The 22,585-nt window shown below is 41.5% G+C and carries 24 protein-coding genes; 15 read left to right on the top strand and 9 right to left on the bottom strand.

The features are described 5' to 3' along the window. Positions 1-36: 36 nt before the first annotated feature. The 4 genes from NIE32_RS11165 to NIE32_RS11150 all read right to left on the bottom strand — a co-directional run bounded on the left by NIE32_RS11165 (position 37) and on the right by NIE32_RS11150 (position 3,841). Positions 37-321 carry a chorismate mutase gene (locus NIE32_RS11165; RefSeq protein WP_253076978.1) on the bottom strand — a complete coding sequence of 95 codons (285 nt, stop codon included), beginning with the start codon at positions 319-321 and terminating at the stop codon, positions 37-39. Then, a complete protein-coding gene (gene aroC / locus NIE32_RS11160) occupies positions 318-1,424 on the bottom strand; it encodes a chorismate synthase (RefSeq protein WP_253076977.1) in 1,107 nt (368 codons plus the stop codon). Before aroC ends, NIE32_RS11165 begins: the two co-directional genes overlap by 4 nt. Then, positions 1,417-2,688, bottom strand: coding sequence for a 3-phosphoshikimate 1-carboxyvinyltransferase (gene aroA / locus NIE32_RS11155; protein ID WP_253076976.1), 1,272 nt, complete (start codon positions 2,686-2,688; stop codon positions 1,417-1,419). The genes aroC and aroA overlap by 8 nt, the downstream gene beginning before the upstream one ends. A 280-nt stretch (positions 2,689-2,968) precedes the next feature. Beyond that, on the bottom strand, positions 2,969-3,841 hold the full coding sequence (locus tag NIE32_RS11150; RefSeq protein ID WP_253076975.1) for a LysR family transcriptional regulator: 873 nt from the start codon (positions 3,839-3,841) through the stop codon (positions 2,969-2,971). A gap of 128 nt (positions 3,842-3,969) precedes the next feature. Here NIE32_RS11150 and NIE32_RS11145 point away from each other — a divergent pair, with 128 nt between their 5' ends. The 3 genes from NIE32_RS11145 to NIE32_RS11135 all read left to right on the top strand — a co-directional run bounded on the left by NIE32_RS11145 (position 3,970) and on the right by NIE32_RS11135 (position 6,815). Further along, positions 3,970-4,863 (top strand): DMT family transporter, encoded by an 894-nt coding sequence (locus NIE32_RS11145; RefSeq protein WP_253076974.1) that lies wholly within the window; start codon positions 3,970-3,972, stop codon positions 4,861-4,863. A gap of 183 nt (positions 4,864-5,046) precedes the next feature. After that, entirely contained in the window at positions 5,047-5,721 is a 675-nt protein-coding gene (locus NIE32_RS11140) for a response regulator transcription factor (protein ID WP_253076973.1), read from the top strand. Next, positions 5,718-6,815: a sensor histidine kinase gene (locus tag NIE32_RS11135; protein WP_253076972.1), complete on the top strand. Its 1,098-nt coding sequence runs from the start codon at positions 5,718-5,720 to the stop codon at positions 6,813-6,815. Before NIE32_RS11140 ends, NIE32_RS11135 begins: the two co-directional genes overlap by 4 nt. Here the strand turns inward: NIE32_RS11135 and prli42 are convergent. Then, positions 6,808-6,915 carry a stressosome-associated protein Prli42 gene (gene prli42 / locus NIE32_RS14385; protein WP_354327354.1) on the bottom strand — a complete coding sequence of 36 codons (108 nt, stop codon included), beginning with the start codon at positions 6,913-6,915 and terminating at the stop codon, positions 6,808-6,810. The two genes, NIE32_RS11135 and prli42, sit on opposite strands and share 8 nt — an antisense overlap. Positions 6,916-7,089: 174 nt before the next feature. Here prli42 and NIE32_RS11130 point away from each other — a divergent pair, with 174 nt between their 5' ends. Genes NIE32_RS11130 through rnz form a run of 3 tightly spaced genes read left to right on the top strand, consistent with a single transcriptional unit; the run spans position 7,090 to position 10,457 of the window. Then, complete coding sequence (locus tag NIE32_RS11130) at positions 7,090-8,211, top strand: M20/M25/M40 family metallo-hydrolase (protein ID WP_253076971.1); 1,122 nt, start codon at positions 7,090-7,092, stop codon at positions 8,209-8,211. A gap of 39 nt (positions 8,212-8,250) precedes the next feature. Next, positions 8,251-9,483: a DNA polymerase IV gene (locus NIE32_RS11125; protein WP_253076970.1), complete on the top strand. Its 1,233-nt coding sequence runs from the start codon at positions 8,251-8,253 to the stop codon at positions 9,481-9,483. A gap of 38 nt (positions 9,484-9,521) precedes the next feature. After that, positions 9,522-10,457, top strand: coding sequence for a ribonuclease Z (gene rnz, locus NIE32_RS11120; protein WP_253076969.1), 936 nt, complete (start codon positions 9,522-9,524; stop codon positions 10,455-10,457). A 104-nt stretch (positions 10,458-10,561) separates the two neighbouring features. Here rnz and NIE32_RS11115 read toward each other — a convergent pair whose 3' ends face one another. Next, the gene (locus tag NIE32_RS11115) at positions 10,562-11,794 is read right to left on the bottom strand and encodes an ammonium transporter (protein ID WP_253076968.1); all 1,233 of its coding nucleotides are present in this window, start codon (positions 11,792-11,794) and stop codon (positions 10,562-10,564) included. Positions 11,795-12,242: 448 nt separating this feature from the next. Between NIE32_RS11115 and NIE32_RS11110 the strand changes: the two genes are divergently transcribed. The 6 genes from NIE32_RS11110 to NIE32_RS11085 all read left to right on the top strand — a co-directional run bounded on the left by NIE32_RS11110 (position 12,243) and on the right by NIE32_RS11085 (position 18,487). After that, positions 12,243-13,025 carry an SDR family NAD(P)-dependent oxidoreductase gene (locus NIE32_RS11110; protein WP_253076967.1) on the top strand — a complete coding sequence of 261 codons (783 nt, stop codon included), beginning with the start codon at positions 12,243-12,245 and terminating at the stop codon, positions 13,023-13,025. A gap of 134 nt (positions 13,026-13,159) precedes the next feature. Then, entirely contained in the window at positions 13,160-14,155 is a 996-nt protein-coding gene (locus tag NIE32_RS11105; protein WP_253076966.1) for a thiamine pyrophosphate-dependent dehydrogenase E1 component subunit alpha, read from the top strand. Positions 14,156-14,185: 30 nt separating this feature from the next. Continuing rightward, positions 14,186-15,220, top strand: a complete 1,035-nt coding sequence (locus NIE32_RS11100; protein WP_253076965.1) for an alpha-ketoacid dehydrogenase subunit beta — start codon at positions 14,186-14,188, stop codon at positions 15,218-15,220. 90 nt (positions 15,221-15,310) lie between these two features. Continuing rightward, positions 15,311-16,552 carry a dihydrolipoamide acetyltransferase family protein gene (locus NIE32_RS11095; RefSeq protein WP_253076964.1) on the top strand — a complete coding sequence of 414 codons (1,242 nt, stop codon included), beginning with the start codon at positions 15,311-15,313 and terminating at the stop codon, positions 16,550-16,552. A gap of 365 nt (positions 16,553-16,917) precedes the next feature. After that, entirely contained in the window at positions 16,918-18,018 is a 1,101-nt protein-coding gene (locus NIE32_RS11090; RefSeq protein ID WP_253076963.1) for an AI-2E family transporter, read from the top strand. 1 nt (position 18,019) lies between these two features. Next, on the top strand, positions 18,020-18,487 hold the full coding sequence (locus tag NIE32_RS11085; RefSeq protein ID WP_253076962.1) for an NUDIX hydrolase: 468 nt from the start codon (positions 18,020-18,022) through the stop codon (positions 18,485-18,487). A 134-nt stretch (positions 18,488-18,621) separates the two neighbouring features. Here NIE32_RS11085 and deoD read toward each other — a convergent pair whose 3' ends face one another. Further along, positions 18,622-19,329 (bottom strand): purine-nucleoside phosphorylase, encoded by a 708-nt coding sequence (deoD, locus tag NIE32_RS11080; RefSeq protein ID WP_253076961.1) that lies wholly within the window; start codon positions 19,327-19,329, stop codon positions 18,622-18,624. 67 nt (positions 19,330-19,396) lie between these two features. Continuing rightward, positions 19,397-19,786 (bottom strand): SMU1112c/YaeR family gloxylase I-like metalloprotein, encoded by a 390-nt coding sequence (gene gloA2, locus NIE32_RS11075; protein ID WP_290443595.1) that lies wholly within the window; start codon positions 19,784-19,786, stop codon positions 19,397-19,399. A gap of 187 nt (positions 19,787-19,973) precedes the next feature. Here gloA2 and NIE32_RS11070 point away from each other — a divergent pair, with 187 nt between their 5' ends. After that, a complete protein-coding gene (locus tag NIE32_RS11070) occupies positions 19,974-20,912 on the top strand; it encodes a cation diffusion facilitator family transporter (protein ID WP_253076960.1) in 939 nt (312 codons plus the stop codon). Between the two features lie 63 nt (positions 20,913-20,975). Here the strand turns inward: NIE32_RS11070 and NIE32_RS11065 are convergent, their stop codons facing one another. Next, complete coding sequence (locus tag NIE32_RS11065; protein ID WP_253076959.1) at positions 20,976-21,290, bottom strand: thioredoxin family protein; 315 nt, start codon at positions 21,288-21,290, stop codon at positions 20,976-20,978. A 143-nt stretch (positions 21,291-21,433) separates the two neighbouring features. Here NIE32_RS11065 and NIE32_RS11060 point away from each other — a divergent pair, with 143 nt between their 5' ends. Together NIE32_RS11060 and NIE32_RS11055 are read left to right on the top strand one after the other, a co-directional pair. Further along, on the top strand, positions 21,434-21,976 hold the full coding sequence (locus NIE32_RS11060) for a cysteine hydrolase family protein (RefSeq protein ID WP_253076958.1): 543 nt from the start codon (positions 21,434-21,436) through the stop codon (positions 21,974-21,976). A gap of 21 nt (positions 21,977-21,997) precedes the next feature. Beyond that, positions 21,998-22,585, top strand: a complete 588-nt coding sequence (locus NIE32_RS11055; RefSeq protein WP_253076957.1) for a DNA-3-methyladenine glycosylase I — start codon at positions 21,998-22,000, stop codon at positions 22,583-22,585.

Genomic DNA, 22,585 nt, shown 5'->3' with positions numbered 1-22,585 from the left:
AGAGAGGTGTTTCTTTTTAATCGATAAGCTCGATGATTATTTTGTGTGTTCTCTTGTCACTATCGATTGCTGATACTGACGGCTAAGTGCAAGCACATGAGTAAAGAAAGATTCATGATAGGGGGTAAGCTCTTCAGTTGTACAACGCTGTCGTGCTTTTTTCAAGATCTCTTTCTCTCGTTGAGAATCGAGAACAGAACAGTCATGTTCCGTTTTGTATCTTGCTATAGAACGAGTGATCACCATGCGTTGGTTTAGCAGGCTGCTCAGTTGTTCATCAATAGAATCAATGGATTGACGGTACCGTTGGATTTCATTCATGACCAGTACTCCAAACCTTTGATTTGGCAGATCGAATCGAGAAGTGAGAAGGCCATTGCTGCTTCAACAACAGGTACTGCGCGTGGTACAATGCAAGGATCATGTCTTCCTTTAACGATTAATTTCGTCTGTTCACCGGTCCTCATATTTATTGACTGTTGCGGCTTAGCAATTGAGGCGGTAGGCTTAAAGGCGACATTTAAGAGGATAGGCATGCCACTGGTAATCCCTCCTAAAATACCTCCATTGTGATTACTACTCGTGGTGAGGTTTCTTTGGTCATCCATTTGATCATATTGATCATTTGCCTGACTACCGCGCAATGTTGTAATGTCGAATCCATCCCCAAATGATACGCCTTTAACAGCGGGAATCGCAAAAAGAATAGAGGCCATACTGCTTTCCAGTGCATCAAAAATAGGGGAACCAATACCTGCAGGGACACCAATAATTGCGGCTTCCACAGTCCCGCCTACGGAATCACAATCTTTACGGGCAGACTCGATCAATGCTTTCATTTGATCGCCAGCAGTATCATCAATAACTGGAAATTGTTTTAGGGCGACTTCACGGAAAAGGTGAGAGGCAGGATCAATAGGGTTGAATCGTGTATCCGAGAGCGTACCAATTGTCCGAATATGTCCGCCAATCTGAATGTTTTTGGTCGCTAGTACTTGACGAGCAACAGCGCCGGCGAAAACAAGAGGTGCAGTCAGGCGACCAGAAAAGTGACCCCCGCCGCGATAATCTTGATAGCCATGGTAACGAACATTTCCTGTGAAATCAGCATGGCTTGGTCGAGGCACAATATTCAGCTCCGCATAGGCTTTCGATTTCTGATCTCGATTCCGAATCTGGAAGGCAAGAGGCGTACCCGTTGTCTTTCCTTGAAACATGCCGCTTAATAGTTCCCATTCATCCGTCTCATGACGATGCGTTGACCATTGATGTTGACCAGGAGCACGGCGTTTCATTTGGAAGCCGACTTCATCAAAGTCAATCGTCAATCCCGGTGGTAACCCATCAATCACCCCGCCAATGGCTGTCCCATGTGACTCTCCAAAAATGGTTAATTTAATTTGATTTCCCCAACAACTACTCAATACATTGGCCTCCTAATTGATTAACAATTTGATAGAATTCAGGCCATGATTTATTCACTGCTTCTGCCTGTTCAAGTCGAATTTCACCGTGAACTGCGACACTAAGTGCAGAAAGCATCATCGCCAGTCGATGATCATTCATGGAAGATACCCGAGCGCTTCGTAGCTCGGGCACACCGTCAATGATCATGCCGTCTTCAGTTTCAGATACCTTTGCGCCGAGAGATGTTAACGCTTCGGCAACTGAAGTAATCCGATCGGATTCTTTATCCCTTAATCTTTTTCCTCCAGTAATAACACTTCTTCCTTCAGCGAGTGCCATTGCTCCGGCAATTGCCGGAGCAAGATCCGGGCACTGAGAGACATTAACGGTAGTTGCCTTTAAGGAAGATTTTTCAGCGACAAGCAACGGACCTTCCCAATACAGAGTTCCACCCATAGATTTAAAGATGGATTCTATGATTCGATCACCCTGGATACTCATTGGGTTAAGACCACTAATGGCCACGCGTTCACCAAGCAGACCCATTAAGAGCAGGAAGGCTGCCTGAGACCAGTCCCCCTCTACGGTGTATGTCTTCGGACGATACGCACTCGGTGTGACGAGATAGGTGTTTTTTGATTGCTCTATATAAACCCCGAAATGCTTAAGGACATCGCGTGTCATCGCTACATAATTTCTTGATTCAAGTGTGTCAGTAATGATCAACGTCGATTTATCTGTTAAAAGCGGTAAGGCGAAAAGCAAACCGCTGATGAATTGCGAACTGATCTTTCCTGTGATCATAAATTTTCCAGGTTTCAAGGTACCTTGAATATGTAGTGGAAATTGATTACATTCTTGGTTCCATTCAATCTTTTTATCTGTGAACAGATGTTGATAAGGCGCTAGAGATCTCTGTGCCAATCGTCCAGCACCTCTAAATGTTGCTGCTCCACGTAAAGCTAATGCAATAGGAATTGTAAATCTCAGTGTTGATCCGGATTCATTACAATCGATTTGGGGCGCATCATCATGAACCTTTCGAGAAATGCCACATACTGAGAGTGTATATAAAGTATTAGTGTTACCCTTACTCAATGTGATCTTTGCACCAAGTGTTTGCATGGCATGTAGTGTCGCTTGCATATCGGAGGACAGAGCGACATGTTTGATCGTACTGTTGCCACCCGCCAGCGCGGCGGCGATAATCGCGCGATGTGCATAACTTTTGGAAGGTGGAATTGCCACGGTTCCTCGCCATTTAGATGTTATGATTTGCACAAATCAATCGACTCCTTTTATCGACTAAAAAATGAGCGTGTTCGACTCTATTGTTTAGCTAATTAAAGTAAATTCTAGTAGTTACGCTTTTTACTGTCAACATTCCTTAGATTGGCGCGCGTTGAAACTTATGCTTCAATGACACTCCGGTTGCTCGCTTGCCGCGGGCGATCCGTGAGCTTCCTCGATCGCCGTTGTCTGCAGGGTCTCACTTGGCTCGCAGCTTTTCTTTATTCTCTAGTGAAAATTTTGTATTAACCTTATCTTTGAAGCGAGAATCTTAGCTTTCAAAGTCTATGATGACTTCTTTCGTGACATCGGTAAATGCTTTTGCAGCAGGGGAAGGAGGATTTCGTGTTGCAAGGCTGATTGATCTGTAGCTATTGGATATTAAGGGAATGGCTTTCAGCGGCGAAATGTCTTCCGGAAGGACCATCTCGGGGAGGATACTGATCCCCAGGTGGTGCGTGATCATTGCTAAAATCGCATTTTCTTCCATCAATTCAAACCGGACATTTGGTCGACAGTGGTGTTCTGCTAATAGTCGTTTGACTTCATGATAGCCTCCGAATGCAGGCATAATAAATGATTCGTTCTCAATTTGACGAAATGAAACGTCTGAAGCGTCGTAGAGCGAACTCTCTGATGAGACGATGCAAAGCATACGGTCCTTTTTTAGAGGGGTCACATCAAAAGGTTTGAATGATCGCTTGTTGATAAAGCCACAATCTAATTCGCCGCTGGATAAACCATCCTCAATCTCTTTATAGTTGCCTTCGGATAATCGAATTTTAATAAATGGATACTTTTTGTCCATCCTTTGAATGATTTGAGGAAGAAGATGTTTGGACACACTCGTAAATACACCGACTGAAACTGTACCGCTTGCAACACCGAGTAAGGCGGAGGCTTCTTGATGAATTTTATCATCCATCCTAAGTATCGCCCGAATCGAAGGGAGAAGTGATTCTCCTTCACGAGTAAGCGTAATTCCGGATCGATCTCTATTAATTAATAGGAAACCAAATGTATTTTCCAAGCTCGTGACAGCATGGCTAACTGCTGATTGTGTAAGTCCAAGTTGATCAGCAGCCTTTGTAAAACTGCTGACATCCACGACTTTAACTAAGATTTGATACTTAATCAGACTCATCGTTGGTCTCCTTATGTAAATGAAAAATGTTCATGTTCATGATTATAAACATTCATTTTATTAATGCCAATGATGCTTTTATACTATATATGGAAAATGATTAATTGATGATTGAAGGAAAAAGACCGATGAATCAAAAAAAAGCAGATTGGATGCTTGTTGTCGTCACCTTATTTTGGGGATCCTCCTATTTATTTATGAAAACCGGACTTGATTCATTAGGCGTGTTCAACTTAATTGGCTTACGCTTTTTAATTGCTTTTGTCATCACCGTTTTGTTATTCAATCAATGGATTCGAAAAACAAATCGACAGACATTCATGTATAGCTTTTATTTAAGCATTATTCTCCTTGGCGTCTTTCTTTTTATTATGCTTGGTGTGAAGACAACATCTGCATCAAAAGCAGGCTTCTTAGTAAGTCTCACCGTTCTATTTGTTCCCCTAATTGAAGCTTTGCTGATTCGGAAAATTCCGGAGCGGAAAGTTCTATTGAGTGGTTGTGTCTCTTTACTTGGCATCTTTTTATTGACTGGTGGAAGCGATGCTCAAGTTAATCTCGGAGATCTTTATTGTATTTTGGGTGCACTTTTTAACGCAGGCTATATCGTTTTTGCCGATCGATTTGTTAAGCGTGTTCATGCGATTGCATTAGGCGTATGGCAAATGGGTTTTGTTGGGGCTATCGCGTTGTTCCTTTCTCTTTTTACTGAAGGTGTACACTTGCCACATACTCCAGGTGCCTGGATTTCTGTACTGGGACTTGGTATTTTATGTAGTGCTGCAGGGTATATGATACAAGTTGTCGCACAGCACTTCACTTCTTCGGTTCACGCTGGGATAATTTTTACACTTGAACCCGTGTTTGCGGCATTATTTGCCTTTCTCTTTACAGGTGAACAGTTATCGACAAGTGGATATTTCGGAGCAGCACTTGTAGTAGTGAGTATTGTCATGATGGAGCTCCGCCCAATGAAGATTATTCGACGATTCAATGCATCATACAAAGAGCGCAACGTCTGACATAAATAGTCAAGGAAAAAATCAGCCACATTATTTCGGAAAATACTCAGTATAGAAATCATTATGCCAATCAACTATCCTTCATTCTTTGCAGCAGAATTGACTTGATTCATCTTCTGTTCATAGTTACACTGCAAACTATGGGTGAATGAACTGAACTGTAATTGAAGGAGGTAGGAGTCTATGAATAAAGTTCTTGTTGTAGACGATGATCCGCATATTCGTGAACTTGTAACGCTCTTTCTAGAAAATGAAGCAATGTCGTGTATCGAAGCAGAAAATGGAAAAGAAGCACTGCACTACTTAGAGCGGGAGTCCATTGGGTTAATTGTTCTGGATATTATGATGCCGGAAATGGATGGGTGGACATTTTGCCATGAAGTCAGAAAAGCTTGGCAAACGCCTATTCTGATGCTTACTGCAAAAGGAGAAACGATGCAAAAGGTGAAAGGTTTCAGACTGGGTGCAGATGATTATCTCGTTAAACCTTTCGAACCAATTGAACTGGTGATGCGTGTCAAAGCTTTACTTAAGCGCTATCAGGTTTCTGTTTCCCAGACAGTGCGGGTTGGAAAGTTAAATCTGGATCGAAAATCATTCACGATTCATCACGGCAGCAAATCGATCATGATCCCAATGAAGGAGTTCGAGCTTTTATTCATGCTTGCCAGCTCTCCAGGCCGAACCTTTACACGAGATGATCTCATTGAAGAGATCTGGGGATATGACTATGTAGGGGACGAACGAACAGTTGATGTCCATATAAAGCGATTGCGTGAACGCTTTTCAAATGAAAACTCTGGATTTGAAATCAAGACTGTTCGTGGACTCGGCTATCGATTGGATGAACGTCTATGAGATTATTGTCATGGAAACGTATCAAAGCCCGAAGTCTCTTTCTCTTCTTCTTGCTCCTTCTGAACGCACTATGGATTATCTTTTACATTGCTGTGGATTTTATTTTGAACGTATATCACTTATCATGGCCGCCGATCGTTCTTCATTTGATTAGTGCTTTTTTCGGTTTTCTTTCGTTTGTTATCCTTATGATCCAGGTTGGTAAGCGAGTAAAACCGATGAGACTCAATTATCTTCAGACCATCACTCAAGCGATTCGACAAATAGCCAAAGGGAATTTCGAAATTAAACTCGATCTTCCGATTGCACATGAGGGTATTCATAAAGACAATCCATTCATTCAGCTTGCCGACAGTGTACATGATATGGCAAAAGAGTTAGGGCAGTTGGAAAAAGTACGTCAAGAATTCATATCAAATGTCTCACATGAAATTCAGTCACCGCTTACATCAATTAAAGGATTTGCACGAGCACTTGAAAATGATCAACTTTCAAAAGAAAAGCACGATCACTATCTTAAGATTATACAGACTGAAACTGATCGGTTATCGAAGCTAAGCGATCATCTGCTGAAGCTGACGGCTCTTGAGAATGGTAGACATCCGTTGCATATGACCAATTATCGTCCGGATCGACAAATTAGATCCTGTGTGCTTGCGTTAGAACCGCAATGGAGTAAGAAACAATTACGAATGACAATTAATCTTGATCCTGTATTTATTAATGCAGACTCTGAGTTGATGAATCAGGTGTGGATGAATTTGATTCACAATAGTATAAAGTTCACCCCGAACCAAGGTGAAATAAGAATAGAATTAAAAAAAATAGGTGATCAGATTTGTTTTCGACTAACAGATAGCGGAATAGGTATAAAAAAAGAAGATTTTGTACATCTTTTTGAACGTTTCTATAAAGCCGATCGCTCACGTAATCGTAAACAAGGAGGAAATGGATTGGGTCTCTCAATCGTGAAAAAGATTATCGATGTGCATCATGGAGAGATTCATGTGAGCAGTGACTATGGTAAAGGCACACTATTTTCGATCTTGCTTCCAGTGCGTGGAGAAGGAAATGAGAAAAGCGCCATTAATTAAGCGCTTCATTTACAATCGCAATAATAAAAGCTGATACAGTTGATAAAACAAGGGCACCGATCATCACATAAACTACGAATTTAAATAGTTTTTTCGACATGGATAAGATCCTTTCTACAATTACTTGTTTCATTATAGTAGAAGATCTGTGATCTTTTCAATCAAGAGAATAAATTCAATGCGAATGATATGATAAAATAACTAGGAATGTATTAAATTGGACAAGAATGGACCGGAATAGATCATTCTGTCCTAAACGAAATGGGTGAATGTCATGATCGATAAAAATCAGTTGGTAGACAATTTCTGTGAATTAGTGAAGGTGGATTCTGAGACGGGTAATGAAGCACGAATTTTTCAAGTGCTTAAAAACAAATTCGAGGCATTGGGATTGGACGTTAAGGAAGATGATGCGAAGAGAGCGACTGGTCATGGTGCAAATAATTTGATTTGTACATTGCCAGCAACAGTAAAGGGTACACCAATCTTCTTTGGTGCACATATGGATACGGTTTTTCCAGGACAATCGGTTAAACCAATTGTCAGTGATGGATATATCAAATCTGACGGTACAACAATATTAGGTTCAGACGATAAGGCGGGTGTCTCAGCAATACTTGAAGCTCTTCGCGTCATTCAAGAGGAACGACTTGACCATGCAGAAGTGCAGGTTGTGGTTACCGTTGGCGAGGAATCAGGACTTGTCGGTGCTAAGGCACTTGATACGTCTCTTATTCATGCAGATTATGGTTTCGAACTCGACAGTGACGGACCCGTTGGTGATCTTATCATTGCCGCACCCTATCAAACGAAATTAGAAGTAAATCTCTATGGAAAGACCGCTCATGCTGGCATTGAACCTGAAAAAGGTATATCGGCGATCACCATTGCGGCAAAAGCGATAGCGATGATGCCACTAGGTCGTATTGATAAAGAGACAACAGCAAATATTGGCCGTTTTGAAGGCGGAAAAGCAACCAACATCGTTTGTGATTCTGTTAAAGTCCTAGCGGAAGCTCGGTCTCTGAATAAAGATAAAATGGATCGTCAAGTGAAAAAAATGAGTGAGGCATTTGAAACAACTGCTGACGCAATGGGTGGAACGGCTGATGTTCACGTACAATTCATGTATCCTGGATACCGCTTTGAAGCTAAAGATGCATTGGTTCAATTCGCCTCAAAGGCCATTGAGAAGGTAGGCAGAACAGCACGACTTTTACAAAGTGGTGGAGGTAGTGATGCCAATGTCGTTTGCGGAAAAGGTATACCGACGCTGAATCTTGGTGTCGGTTATGAGAACATTCATACGGTAAAAGAAAAAATAGCTATTGCTGAATTGGTAAAGACCGGTGAATTAGTCTTGGCACTGATCGATCAAGCGGCCATGAACGATTAATTAATACATTGGTGGGTCGCAATAAGGGGATGAGAAACGATGGGGAAAGCGAGCGTAATTTTTCATATTGATATGAATAGTTTTTACGCCTCGGTGGAAATCGCGAATCATCCGGAGTTAGAAGGTCGGCCACTTGCAATTGCGGGAAAACCCGAAGAACGTCATGGAATTATTGTCACGAGTAGTTATGAGGCAAGAAAAATGGGTGTTCGTACCACGATGACTGTTCAGGAGGCACAAAAACGGTGCCCGGGCTTGATTGTCAAACATCCGGACTTTCCGTTGTATCGCAGAACATCGGAGCATCTCTTTCAGATGCTTATGTCCTATACCCCGCTTGTTGAGAAAGCATCAATCGATGAAGGTTATCTCGATGTTACGGGGCAGATTGAACGCATTCATCCACTCCGATTGGCTTCTGATATACAAGCGCGAATTGCAAAGGAACTCCATTTGCCTTGTAGTATTGGCATTGCACCCAATAAATTCCTAGCTAAAATGGCTTCTAATATGAAGAAACCAATGGGAGTAACCGTAATTCGAAAGCGTGAACTTGCCGATAAACTTTGGCCGTTACCGATTGGAAAAATGCATGGCGTTGGTCCGAAGACAGAAAAAATACTGATTAAAGACGGTATGTTTACAATCGGTGATCTTGCTCGAAAAGATCCTCAGTACATAGCAACGAAGTACGGAATTAACATGAACCGTCTCCATGCGCATGCTAATGGTAATGATGATCGACCTGTTGATCCTGAAGCTTGGGATCGGTATAAGAGTATTGGTCATTCGGTCACGTTAGCGCGTGATACGCGTTCGTTAGATCTCATACGAAGCACTTTTCAGAAACTCGCTTCAGAATTAGTCATTCAATTACACAGAGAGCACGTGGTGAGTTATGGAATTACTGTGACCATTCGTTATTATGACTGGACAACGGTTACAAGACAGAGGTCCACTGTTCAGCCCCTCAATGATCAGGATGAAATTGTGAATGTTGCGTACGCACTTTTCCAAAAAAATTGGAATCATTCAGCTGTTCGTTTACTTGGTCTAACACTCGCTGATTTTCAACCCGTAAGTGAGTCAACGAAACAACTGGACATTTTCACTTATCAAGAGGATGCCAAAACTGAGCGTCTTATGGGTTTAGTTAACGAACTCAATGACCGTTTTGGCGATTTTACATTAACACCTGCTGCTCGATTACTGAATGAGCAGTCATCAGCAAGACAAAATGAGGAAGAAACGAAAAAGACGGAAAAAAGATAGAGATTCGTGCTTTATGCGTTGAAAAAAGGGTGGATGGAATGAATTTTACTTTTCTAGGCACGGGTGCAGGAATGCCGGCGAAAGAAAGAAATGTGACTTCGATGGCTTTAGGGTTTCCAGAATATGATGGTGATCTCTGGCTCTTTGATTGTGGCGAGGGCACTCAACGACAAGTTCTGTATACATCTGTTAAGCTAACAAAATTAACCGTAATCTTTGTCACCCATTTACACGGCGACCATTTATTTGGATTGCCCGGCATTTTAGGTAGCCGTTCGTTTCAAGGAGCAGAAACGCCATTGCACTTGATTGGTCCAGTTGGTTTAAAGGAATATGTAGAAACTTCTCTGAAACTATCGGGAACGCATCTCCACTTTCCTGTGACGGTAATTGAAATTGAGCATAACGGCGTTGTTTATGAAAATGCTCATTTTGTGGTTACTGCTCGTGAGTTGGATCATGGCATTAAAAGTTACGGATATCGAGTAACTGAAAAAGATCAACAAGGTGAATTATTGGTTGATAAATTGAAAGCGATCGGCGTTACCCCGGGCCCGATCTATAAGTTAATTAAGGAACAATCTGAGGTAGAATTGCCAGATGGAACGAAATTAGAGACTGCAGCATTCATTGGTGAAAAAAGAAAAGGTCGCATTATCACAGTCTTAGGAGATACACGAACCTGTGCTGCAACTGTTGAGCTTGCAGAGAATGCAGATGTATTGGTTCATGAAGCTACTTTTCGAGGGGATGCCGAACAGTTGGCCCATGATTATCATCATTCGACATCCATTCAAGCCGCTGAAACGGCGAGACAGTCATCGGTAAAGACATTAATCTTGACGCATTTAAGTTCTCGCTACCAAAGAAAAGAACAATTGGGTCTGTTGAATGAGGCAAAATCGTTATTTCCTCATACATTTCTTGCTCATGATCTTTGGCACTTTCAATTAAAGATGCAACCAAGAGCATAATCAACTTCATTTATCGGTTATTGATACACATAAAAAAGAGGGGCTTCCTATTCAAGGAAGCCCCTCTTATCATGTACTTTTAACTTATGCATTAAGTAGGTTAATTATTTCGTTTCACCGTAACCATATGCACCGTGTTCACTAATATCGAGACCTGCTTTTTCAGCCTCAGCAGAAACGCGAAGTCCCATTGTTGCTTTCATGATAGCAAGTACGATGAAGGATGCAACTGCAACGAATGCAAATGCTGCAACAACACCAAGCGCTTGAACACCTAATTGGTGGAAGCCGCCACCATAGAAGAGACCTGCTTTACCAACACCAGCCAATTTCACGAGTGCAGGAGCTGCAAAGAATCCGGTTGACAGTGTACCGATGATACCTGAGATACCATGAACAGAGAATGCATAGATCGGATCGTCAAGACCTTTAGCTTCAAGGGCAATTGCAGTCCAGTACGTGAACGCACCGGCAACGGCACCAATAACGATCGCAGCCCAAGGTTCAACGAACGCACAAGATGCTGTGATAGCAACGAGTGCTGCAAGAACACCATTACACATAGCTCCGATATCAGCTGTTTTTCTGAGGATCATTGCAGCGAACAGTGCGCCAAGAGCACCTGCAGCTGCTGCCATGTTCGTTGTCAATGCAACATAGCCGAAGAACATACCATTGCCGATACTTACAGTACTACCGGCGTTAAATCCGAACCAGCCAATCCAAAGAATAAATGTACCAAGATAAACGAAAGGAATGCTGTGAGCTGGAATCGTTTGTGGTTTTCCGTCTTTGAATTTTCCAATTCTAGGTCCGAGGAGTAATGTACCTACAAGAGCTGCAGTTGCACCTTGAAGGTGAACGACTGTTGATCCGGCAAAGTCTTGCATACCGAGTGTACTTAGCCAGCCGCCGCCCCATACCCAGTGACCAACGACCGGATAGATAATAGCGATAAACACAGTACCAAAAATGAAATATACTGATAGTTTTGCACGTTCTGCAAAACCACCCCAAGCAATAGCAAGGGACACAGCGGCGAAAGCAAGTTGGAAAAGGAAGAAAATAGAGTCAGCGCCACTTGGAACACCGCTCAAGAAAAATTTAGAACCGCCAATAAATGCATTTCCATCACCAAATGCTACACCATAACCAACTGCCCAGAAGACAATCGATGATATAGCAAGAGTGATAATTTGCTTGCCTGTAATGTGGCCAGCGTTCTTGCTTTGCAGAGAACCTGACTCAAGAAAAGCGAAACCTGCTTGCATAAGAAGAACTAAGATTGCTGCAATCAATACCCATAATGAATCAACACTTGCAGATAATTCTTTCATGTATCTGATGCCCCCTTCTTTCGAATGAAATTATTATAACATAACATGTCAGTAAAAGTTACAACAAAATATTAAAAATATTCATTTATTTATGAAAGCCTTTCCAAATACGACAATTTTTTTGATTTTTACATACTGAAGATCCCGGACAAATTTACCGTATTGTAGGAAATCATAACTGATTTCATCGTTATTTCCCGATTAATTAGGAACAATGTAAAATTCAAGAGGCTAATGAACAGATTTTGTTCATTGATAATCAGACAATGAAGAGATCAAATTCAATGTCAGAAAAATCATCGTTATCAACAAGAAATCAAATCCAATAAAATTCAAATTTATATTTTAGGTAAATGGGTTCCTGTTTCGTAAATGCTTTTCATATGTTTCAATTGTTTTCTATAATAGAAGAATAATTTTGAAGATCTTGCGTGAAGGTGATTGAGGGATGCTTAAGAATAGAGTTGTTGTGATTACAGGAGCTTCAAGTGGATTAGGCAGTGAGTTAGCGTTGCTCTTTGCCCAAAAAGGAGCAATAGTGGTGCTGCTTGCACGGAATGAGAAGAGACTTACTGAAATTAAGCAACAAATTAATAGTGAGGGTGGTCGAGCATTCAGTATGACGCTTGACATTACCAAATCCGAAGCTGTCTCTGATGTTTTTAGAAAAATAGAAGATCAATTTGGCATTATCGACATTTGCATTAATTGTGCAGGCTATGGCCAATTTCAAAGATTTACAGAAATGACTGATCAGAGCATTGAGCATATGTTCAAAGTCAATGTTCTTGGGTTAATTGCTTGTTCAAAAGCTGCACTGCCTTTGCTTCTTAAAGGGGAACGGAAACAGTTGGTCAATATCGCTTCAATGGCGGGAAAGGTGACCACGCCTAAATCAATTGTGTATGGAGCGACGAAACATGCCGTTATAGGTTTTTCTGATGGACTGCGCATGGAACTTGAAAATGAAGGCCTTCGCGTATTGGTTGTGAATCCAGGTCCGATTCGCACCCCTTTTCTGAATATTGCAGATCCGTCCGGTCATTATGTGGAATCAGCGGGACGTTTTTTATTGGAGCCCCATCACGTTGCAGAAAGAGTGTTCAATGCTATTGAACGGAACAAACGTGAACTCAACCTTCCATGGTACATGGCTATTGGTGCCAAGCTTTTTCAAATCACACCAGGTATTTTTGTGAAATTTTTTGGAGCATTTTTAAAGATGAAATAAGTAAAGATGCGAAATTTGTAAATCTATTTTTTTGCCTAACTTTTATAATTGAGGTATTATTGTTGTGAAAGTAACCGCTTACAAAATTGGTGTGTGCCAATTTTGGTATGTGGTAAATGACGGGAGGAGTCAGAATGCAAACAGAAACACAAGCATCCGCAAAAGACATGACCGTTGACACCGCAAGATGGATTTATACTAAAATGCAAGAAATTCGCCAATTTGAAACCGCAGTTCATGACATCTTTGCGAAAGGAGAAATTCCTGGTTTTGTGCACCTTTATGCCGGTGAAGAAGCTGTTGCAGTAGGTGTTTGTGCACATCTTACAGATAATGACAGCATCACAAGTACTCATCGTGGGCATGGGCATTGTATTGCCAAAGGCTGTGATCTAAATGGGATGATGGCGGAAATATTTGGACGTGCCACCGGTCTATGTAAAGGAAAAGGCGGCTCGATGCATATCGCAGATGTATCGAAGGGGATGCTCGGAGCGAACGGAATTGTTGGCGCAGGATTACCACTTGCAATTGGTGCAGGATTAACTGCAAAGGTGAAAAAAACAAATGATGTAGCTGTTTGCTTCTTTGGAGACGGCGCAAGCAATCACGGCACATTTCATGAAGCAGTGAATATGGCTGCGATTTGGAAGCTTCCGGTTATTTTTGTGTGTGAAAATAATGGATTTGGTGAGGCATCCACATTCGATTATGCTGCTGCAGCTGATCGAATTTCAGACTTTGCCAAAGTGTATAAAATTTCCGGGGAGACTGTGGACGGAAAAGACTTAGCTGCTGTATATGAAGCAGCGGGTAAGGCAGTGGAACGTGCACGCAACGGAGAAGGACCAACAATTCTGGAATGTCTCACCTATCGTGACTTCGGACATTTTGAAGGTGATACACAATCCTATAAAGATAAAGACATGCAGCAAAAAGCAGTTACAGATGATGATGCCATTTTACGCTATCAGCAATTTGTGAAAGAGCACAAGATTTTGTCTGAAGAGGACATTAGAGAGATTGACGATCAAGTGAAGGCAGCGATTGAGGAAGCTATTCGATTTAGTGAGGAAAGTCCGTTTCCAGGTGAAGGTGAAGTGACAACCGACGTCTATGTTTCTTATTAATTCGATCTGTGAAATCCGGAGGTGCTTGCAATGGCAGTCAAAATGAGTTATTCAGATGCAATAAATGATGCGATTCGTTTGGCAATGCGTAAAGATGAAAGCGTTATCTTAATTGGTGAAGATGTAGCGGGAGGTGCCGAAGTCGATCATTTGCAAGACCAAGGCGCATGGGGCGGTGTTTTTGGTGTCACCAAAGGCATTGTCGAAGAATTTGGCCGTGATCGTGTTATCGATACGCCCATAGCTGAATCCGGATATATGGGGGCAGCAGTCTCCGCTGCAGCTACCGGATTGCGACCGATTTCAGAACTTATGTTTAATGATTTTATCGGTAGTTGCTTGGACGAAGTAATGAACCAAGCAGCGAAGTTCCACTATATGTTTGGAGGAAAAGCCAAGGTCCCACTCACCATTCGTACAATAGATGGAGCAGGATTTAATGCGGCTGCACAACATTCACAGAGTTTGTATGCGCTATTCACTCATATTCCTGGATTGAAGGTTGTCGTTCCGAGCAATCCATATGATATGAAGGGATTACTTCTCAATGCTATTTTTGACGATGATCCGGTCATCGTATTTGAGGATAAGACGCTCTATGGAATGAAGGGGGAAGTCGGTGAAGGCTTCTATACGATTCCATTTGGAAAAGCAGAAATTACTCGGGCTGGAAAAGATCTTACCATTGTAGGAATTGGGAAACAAGTGCATACCGCGATGAAAGCAGCGGATCAACTTGCGAAGAAAGGCTTTGAAGCTGAAGTTATCGATCCAAGAACATTATCCCCACTCGATGAAGATACGATTATCAATTCGGTAAAAAAGACCGGACGGCTCATTATTGTCGATGAAGCATATCCACGTTGCAGTGCGGCAACAGATATTGCAGCTATTGTCGGAGACAAAGCTTTTGATTATCTTGACGCACCGATTAAAAGAGTGACTGCTCCCCATGCACCGGTGCCTTTCTCTCCACCTCTGGAAAAACTATACATGCCTTCACCGGAGAAAATTCTCGCTGCATTCAGTGTGATGGTTGGCGATAAGGTTTTTTCAGCTGTGTGATGGTCGACGATGAACTCCGTATTTTATTTCTTGAGCATTATCTTAGTTAGCTGAAGATCCTTGAGTTTAACCGAAAGGAGCGAAAAGTACATGGCTGTAGAAATCATTATGCCGAAAATGGGCATGGGTATGGAAGAAGGAACCGTTGTCGAATGGCTGAAACAGAAAGGCGATTCGGTTAAAAAAGGCGAATCTGTAGTTTCAATCAGTTCAGATAAAATTGAAAAAGAACTCGAAGCACCTGAGGAAGGTGTGTTGATCGAAATTGAGGCGGATGTTGATGATATAGTGCCGATCGGCAAACCATTAGGATACATTGGTTCACCAGGTGAATCAATAAATGAGCCGGGTGAACCGACATCTTTGATTCAACCTACGCAAGAAGATTCTGATGTTCCTACTGTGGAGATCAATCAAGCTACAGCAATTGCTTCTGAAGAAGAACCTAGACTTCGTGTATCTCCTGCTGCAAGAAGACTGTCTAAAATCATGAAGGTTAATCTATCCACAGTTACCGGTTCAGGACCATTAGGCAGAATTACAAAGGCTGATGTCGAACATGCTGCAAATACTCAAAAAGTAGAACCGGAAAACAAGACAATTGAGATCGAGGAAAAACCTTCAGCTACACCTCCATCGATTGGTGGAACGACAAAACGGGTGACCGGGATGCGGAAGGTTATCTCAGAACGCATGTTCCAGAGTTTGCAACAAACCGCACAGCTCACCTTGCAAACTACAGCTGATGTTACGGAATTACTGGCCTTTCAGAAAAAAGCAAGAGAAGCCTACCAGATTAATGATGAAGTGCGCTTAACCATTACCGATTTTATTGCAAAAGCGGCAATCAATGCGCTCCTTGATCATAAGGAAATGAATAGTCTCTATCAAGGAGACTCGATAACGACGTTTGATTCGGTGCATCTTGGTGTTGCAATTGCTCTACCTGAAGGACTTGTTGTACCGGTGATTCAAGACGCAGATCGAAAATCACTCAGTGCAATCTCTCGAGAAATTAGGAAAGCGAGTAAATTGGCGCGTGCATCAGAAATGAACCAACTTCAATTAAACGGTTCTACATTTACGATTACTTCACTTGGAACTTATGGTATTGGTTTCTTTACACCTGTGCTGAATCCTCCCGAAGTCGGGATTCTCGGTGTGGGTACAATTAGTGAGCAACCCGTTTATTTCGGTGACGAACTGAAGAAGCGGAGCATGCTTCCACTTAGCCTCACCTTTGATCACCGAGCAATTGATGGCGCACCTGCTGCATCGTTCCTCGCCGCTATTAAGGCGAATCTTGAGAAACCATTTAAACTTGTACTCTAAAAAGAGATCAATCGCTTCAAAAATTGAGTTAGTCAATGAGAACAGTCCTGCCCCATGCGGAACTGTTTTTTTTTGTACAAGAGAGCGTATATAAATTTGGATGGTATCAGTGTTCGTATTTGCACAGTCATAGTTGGTACAAGTTAAAAGTCAAACACGAACGTGCGAGACGCCTGCTGGAGCGAGTGGTCGAAGCACACTTGATGCACCATCTGGATGGAGTGTTTTTTTAGTTTTTCTTATTCTGAGTTTACGATTATAAAAGTATTGTTCGGAATTGATTGGATAAATGAATGAAAATTAGGGTACAATGTGTGTAAATACTGCGTTGTCACACCGGTGATCGCTATAGAAGGGGAAATCAAATGCCACAGTCTAAGTACTTTCGTTTTGCCGTTTGGTTATTAATCATTCTCGTAATATTAATGGTAGGTTCGAAGCTTACTTTTATTCTTCAACCCGTTGGGGTGCTGTTTACCTCCCTTGCTGCCCCACTCATCATCTCAGGATTATTGTATTATCTGTTGCGCCCACTTGTTCGAGGATTGGTTCGATTAAAGATACCTAAAGTAATAGCCATAATTATTATCTATCTTATTGTGATTGGTGGCATCACGCTGCTTATTCTCTCATTTGGTCCGGTATTATATAATCAATTTCTTTCACTAATTACTACTATGCCGGGGTTAATTCAGCAGCTTGGGGATCAACTCGTCAATTTTCAGCAGAGTGAACTGTTTTCCAAAATGCATCTCGATGAAATTCCATATCTTGATTTTGCAAATCGATTCTCAAAATCATTCTCAACAATGGTTACGGCCATTGGGAATAATGTCCTTTCAATCATTCAATCGGTTACAGGTACCGTACTGATTATTGTGACTGTTCCATTCATACTCTTTTATCTATTAAAAGACGGCAACCGCATGTCGCGTGGGGTAATGAAATTTGTTCCAGAAGAACATCAAGACAAAGCACATGAAATTCTAAAAGATATGGATCAGACGATTAGTGGGTATATACAGGGACAAATGATTGTTTTGCTTTTTGACTTTATTTTCATTTATATTTGGTATTTAATCATCGGGCTTCACTATTCTTTGGTACTAGCACTTGTGATTCTTTTTACAAATGTGATTCCATTCGTTGGCTCCTTTATCGCTACGATTCCCGCTGTCATCGTGGCTTTTATTCAGTCTCCTATACTCGCTGTCTATGTCATTGTTGGGGTTACAGTTGTCCAACAGATAGAAGGAAACGTCATTTCTCCGCTTGTTATGGGAAGAAAACTGGATATTCACCCACTAACAATCATCTGCCTATTGTTGGTAGCCGGCAATTTGGCGGGGATTATTGGTATGCTGCTTGCAATTCCATTTTATGCCGTTTGCAAAGTCATTGTTACGAGGGTTTATCAACTGGTTCAATTGCGCAAACAGTGGAGAAACCAAAATGAGGTGAAGTAGGATGGGATACGTACAAGAACTTCGAAAGCAGATTGGTCATTATCCGGTAATGTTGGTCGGGGCTGTTGCATTAATTGTTGATAAACAAGGAGCTGTTTTGCTTCAAAAACGTAAATATCCGGAACAGTACTGGGGATTGCCTGGCGGCTTAATGGAATTAGGGGAGACGGCTGAAGAAACAGCGAAACGTGAAGTGTTTGAAGAGACCGGATTAACCATTCACAATCTGCAATTATTTCAAGTATATTCCGGGGTAAAGACGCCTTCACGAGCTGCAAATGGCGACCAGTATTTTCCAGTAACGATTGCGTATTTAGCAGAGATGGTGGCTGGTGAATGGAAGATTGATTCAAAGGAATCCGAAACCTTTGAATTTCGTTCCATTGAAAATCTCCCTGATCTTATTTTAAAAAATCATCGTATCATTATAAACGAGTATTTCTTAAAGAGGGGTAAAGAAAACAAGTGAAGCTTCGTTCACATGTTATGTTTCATTCGAGCATAATGCGAACTTCCAATGAATGGTTAGGCAATAAATTTGTAGTACAAAAAAGCAATGATCCGGAGCATGGCTCTGGGTCATTGCTTTTCATGTAAAATAAATTAGTTAATTGCCGTTTCAAGTGCAATTTTGATCATAGAATTAAAGGACGTTTGCCGTTCTGCAGCAGTCGTATCGTCCTCATCAGTGAATATATGATCGCTGACCGTGAGGATCGTCAGAGCTTGTGCACCATATTTTGCTGCTAAAGTGTATAAGGCAGAGGTTTCCATTTCAACAGCAAGTACGCCATATTCACCAAGCTTTTTCACAATATCCATACTGTCACGATAAAAGACATCGGCTGAAAGGACATTTCCGGCGCGTAAAACGATTCCAAGTTCTCTGCCGATCGAATAAGCTTTCTGGAGCAAGTCGAAATTCGCAGTAGGTGCAAAATCAATTGTAGGGAATGTGCTATGGTTCACGGATGAATCCGTTGTCGCCGACATCGCAAGGATGACATCGCGAACATGAATATCTTTCTGAACACCGCCGCATGTACCGACGCGAATCAACTTTTTCACACCATAGTCGCGAATAAGTTCATTGGTATAGATTGAAATTGATGGGATGCCCATTCCCGTTCCTTGGACAGAAATTCTTTGACCTTTATACGTTCCTGTATAGCCAAGCATCCCCCTGACATTGTTGTACTGTACCGCATTCTCGAGATATGTTTCTGCAATATATTTGGCACGGAGCGGATCGCCAGGAAGTAAAATGCGGTCCGCAATTTCGCCTGGTTTTGCTTCAATATGAATACTCAACGCTTTTCCTCCTTTAATTATGTATCAAATCTCTTTTATTTTAACATGTAATCGAAGCACAATGGAGTTAAGTCTGATAGAGCTCGAGTGGCAAATCATCAGGATCTCTGAAAAATGTGAATGGCTTACTTGTTAATGGATCGATTCGAATCGGCTCCGTAACAATACCTTTGTCGTTTAACTCTCGGACAGCAACCGCAACATTGGGTACCTTAAACGCAAGATGTCGCAGCCCACATGCCTCTGGTTGTGTCTGTCGATTAGGCGGTGCGGGAAAGGAAAATAATTCAATTTGCGACCCATCAGGTAACGAAAGGTCGAGTTTATAAGAATGCCTTTCTGCACGATAGGTTTCCTCAAGAATCTTAAATTCAAGCAAATCAACGTAAAAATGTTTGGCTCGCTCGTAATCAGAACAAATAATCGCACAGTGGTGAATGCCTGTTATAGTGATCATGTGTACGCCCTCAATCTTATGACTTGTGTTAGAAGTATAACAAATTCGTTGTGGCTTGTGTAAAATGGTCGTCAGAAAATGCAAGAAATATTGACACTTTATTATGTAAGAACGATACTATACATATGAACGATTAAACATATGTTCAATTGTTATTAGGCATTTACGGTAAGCGAGGCGATACGCATTGGACACGCACAACAAAAATCATGAAAGTACACAGAATCATGAGCATCATCATCCATCTAACAATCAGAAATTGCTCTTTATCAGTTTTTTAATTATATCGGTGTTCATGATCGTGGAAGCGATTGGCGGCTTTTTGAGTCATAGTCTAACTTTGTTATCAGATGCTGGCCATATGCTGAGCGATGCTGTCTCATTAGGATTAAGTTTTATCGCCATGGTAGTCAGTGCAAGAGCTTCTGCCAACACTAATAAAACCTTCGGTTACAAGCGATTTGAAATCTTAGCCGCACTTTTTAACGGGGTATTGCTCCTTATTATTTCATTAGTAATAATCATCGAAGCAATCTCACGCTTACGCGTGCCGCAATCTGTCGCAAGCAGTGAGATGTTGTTCATTGCGAGCATTGGACTTGTTGTCAATATTGTTGTCGCAGGGCTTCTCATCCATGGAGAAAAAGAAGAGAACCTGAATATACGGAGTGCTTTTCTCCATGTACTTGGAGATTTGCTTGGCTCGGTTGGAGCTATCGTTGCCTCACTCATGATCATGTGGTTCGGTTGGGTGATTGCAGACCCGATTGCAAGTATCCTCGTATCCCTCATTATCTTAAAGAGCGGATGGGGTGTTACGCGCCAATCGGTAAATATTTTGATGGAAGCGAAACCTGAAAATTTAGATCTGGAGGAGGTTCGCAGTCGCATCCTCCAATTAAATGGGGTGCAAGGGCTACATGATCTGCATATATGGACAATCACATCGGGATTTTATTCGCTCAGCTGTCATTTGACCGTGAGTGATGGTGTTGATCGTGACCAAATTTTGACTCAAGTAGAACAGTTGCTGGCCGACTACCATTTGGAACACTCTACGATACAAATCGAAAATAGTCATTATGCAGAGTGTCGCTCAGATTGCGCACATCAGAAACATGGATAAAGAAGATAAAGATAAAAAGCAGGAATGAAGATTATCTTCATTCCTGCTTTTTGAGTGATAAACTTAAGCTTCAATTGTTTCTAGATAGGCACGAATTTCTTCTGGTGATTGGTCATCGGCACGAAGATGTGCTATTTTTTTACCGTTCTTGAAAGCCAGCAAGCTGGGGATGCCGAGTACTTGATAATCCCGTCCAAGTTCTGGAAATTGATCGCGATCCGCGCTATACCATTCAAAGTCAAAATCTTTAATAATATCATCAATGTACATGTTCAACCTTTTGCAGTCCGGGCACCAAGTGGTTTCAAATTTAATCATGATTGTCTTTGGTGTGTTGATGACTTGCTGAAATTCTTCTGTCGTTTCAATTGCTTTCATCGCAAATCTTCCTCTTTTCAAATCATCTTGTTCTCATTTTAGCAGAATCCCACATGAACGGAAAGAATTGTTTCTCTCGTTTTACTGTTAAGGAACAGCGAGCCGTGATAGAGTAGAGTTAATTATGAATGGGGGGTCTTTTTGTGGCGAATGAAGCACTTCTTATCATTGATATGAGTAATGACTTTGTGGATGAGCATGGTGGATTGACAGCAGGCAAGCCGGCACAGAAAATCGTGCCGTATATTGTCGATATGGCCAATCAATTCTTTGAAGCAGAAAAACCGATCTTTTTCTGTATGGACGCACATGAGCAGAACGATGCACATTTTCAATTATGGCCGCCTCATAATATTAAAGGAACATGGGGCGCTGAATTGTATGGAAATCTGAATGTCTGGTTTCAGGCGCATAAGACTGAATCGAATGTCTTTTTTGTTCCCAAGCCAGAATATGATGCTTTTATGGGTACCGATTTAGACCAAATGTTACGTGCACACTCGATTGATACTGTTCATCTCACTGGTGTTTGTACAGATATTTGTGATTTTCTAACTGCTTACGGTGCGTATTCCCGTGGTTATAAAACAATTGCTCACAACAAAGGCATGGCAACGTTTACCGATCAGCATCAGTTGTTTCTGAACCACATGCATGCCATTTTTAAGACAAAATTAATTAATTAATCGAAAATCGAGGTGAATGTGATGAAAGTACAACATGAGATTGAAAAGAGGAGATGTGCATGGTCCACTTCCGATCCTGATTATATCGACTATCATGATCTTGAATGGGGTCGTCCTCACTATGATTCACAAGAATTATTCGAAATGCTTTGCTTGGAGGGTATGCAAGCCGGTTTAAGCTGGATCAGCATCTTAAAACGACGCGATGCTTATCGAGAGGCATTTGCAAACTTTGATCCCCAAGTCATTGCAAACTATGATAATGACAAAGTCGAACAATTGATGGGAAATTCAGGGATCATTCGTAATCGATTGAAGATTAATGCGATCATTGTCAATGCAAAGGCGTATCTGGAAATTGAACAAGAACAATCTTTTAGCGATTATATTTGGTCATTCATTGGCGGTAAACCAATCACTCATCATTTCTCGGAGGAAGGTTCGATTCCTTCTTCTAGTGAAAAATCACGAGTAATGAGTAAAGCTTTGAAAAAAAGAGGCTTTAAATTTGTTGGCGAAACGATTTGCTACGCTTTTATGCAAGCAACAGGAATGGTGAACGATCATGTGACGCATTGCTTTTGTTTTGATGAAATCACCCGACACTAA

The organism is Sporolactobacillus kofuensis, assembly GCF_024125425.1.
Classification (GTDB): Bacteria; Bacillota; Bacilli; order Bacillales; family Sporolactobacillaceae; genus Sporolactobacillus; species Sporolactobacillus kofuensis.
This window is presented reverse-complemented; position numbering and strand designations above follow the sequence as displayed.

Coding starts and splice junctions, on each gene's coding strand:
- NIE32_RS11165 (WP_253076978.1), bottom strand. CDS start 321: ATGAATGAAATCCAACGGTACCGTCAATCCATTGATTCTATTGATGAA.
- NIE32_RS11150 (WP_253076975.1), bottom strand. CDS start 3,841: ATGAGTCTGATTAAGTATCAAATCTTAGTTAAAGTCGTGGATGTCAGC.
- NIE32_RS11145 (WP_253076974.1), top strand. CDS start 3,970: ATGAATCAAAAAAAAGCAGATTGGATGCTTGTTGTCGTCACCTTATTT.
- NIE32_RS11140 (WP_253076973.1), top strand. CDS start 5,047: ATGAATAAAGTTCTTGTTGTAGACGATGATCCGCATATTCGTGAACTT.
- NIE32_RS11135 (WP_253076972.1), top strand. CDS start 5,718: ATGAGATTATTGTCATGGAAACGTATCAAAGCCCGAAGTCTCTTTCTC.
- prli42 (WP_354327354.1), bottom strand. CDS start 6,915: ATGTCGAAAAAACTATTTAAATTCGTAGTTTATGTGATGATCGGTGCC.
- NIE32_RS11130 (WP_253076971.1), top strand. CDS start 7,090: ATGATCGATAAAAATCAGTTGGTAGACAATTTCTGTGAATTAGTGAAG.
- NIE32_RS11125 (WP_253076970.1), top strand. CDS start 8,251: ATGGGGAAAGCGAGCGTAATTTTTCATATTGATATGAATAGTTTTTAC.
- rnz (WP_253076969.1), top strand. CDS start 9,522: ATGAATTTTACTTTTCTAGGCACGGGTGCAGGAATGCCGGCGAAAGAA.
- NIE32_RS11115 (WP_253076968.1), bottom strand. CDS start 11,794: ATGAAAGAATTATCTGCAAGTGTTGATTCATTATGGGTATTGATTGCA.
- NIE32_RS11110 (WP_253076967.1), top strand. CDS start 12,243: ATGCTTAAGAATAGAGTTGTTGTGATTACAGGAGCTTCAAGTGGATTA.
- NIE32_RS11105 (WP_253076966.1), top strand. CDS start 13,160: ATGCAAACAGAAACACAAGCATCCGCAAAAGACATGACCGTTGACACC.
- NIE32_RS11100 (WP_253076965.1), top strand. CDS start 14,186: ATGGCAGTCAAAATGAGTTATTCAGATGCAATAAATGATGCGATTCGT.
- NIE32_RS11095 (WP_253076964.1), top strand. CDS start 15,311: ATGGCTGTAGAAATCATTATGCCGAAAATGGGCATGGGTATGGAAGAA.
- NIE32_RS11090 (WP_253076963.1), top strand. CDS start 16,918: ATGCCACAGTCTAAGTACTTTCGTTTTGCCGTTTGGTTATTAATCATT.
- NIE32_RS11085 (WP_253076962.1), top strand. CDS start 18,020: ATGGGATACGTACAAGAACTTCGAAAGCAGATTGGTCATTATCCGGTA.
- gloA2 (WP_290443595.1), bottom strand. CDS start 19,786: ATGATCACTATAACAGGCATTCACCACTGTGCGATTATTTGTTCTGAT.
- NIE32_RS11065 (WP_253076959.1), bottom strand. CDS start 21,290: ATGAAAGCAATTGAAACGACAGAAGAATTTCAGCAAGTCATCAACACA.
- NIE32_RS11055 (WP_253076957.1), top strand. CDS start 21,998: ATGAAAGTACAACATGAGATTGAAAAGAGGAGATGTGCATGGTCCACT.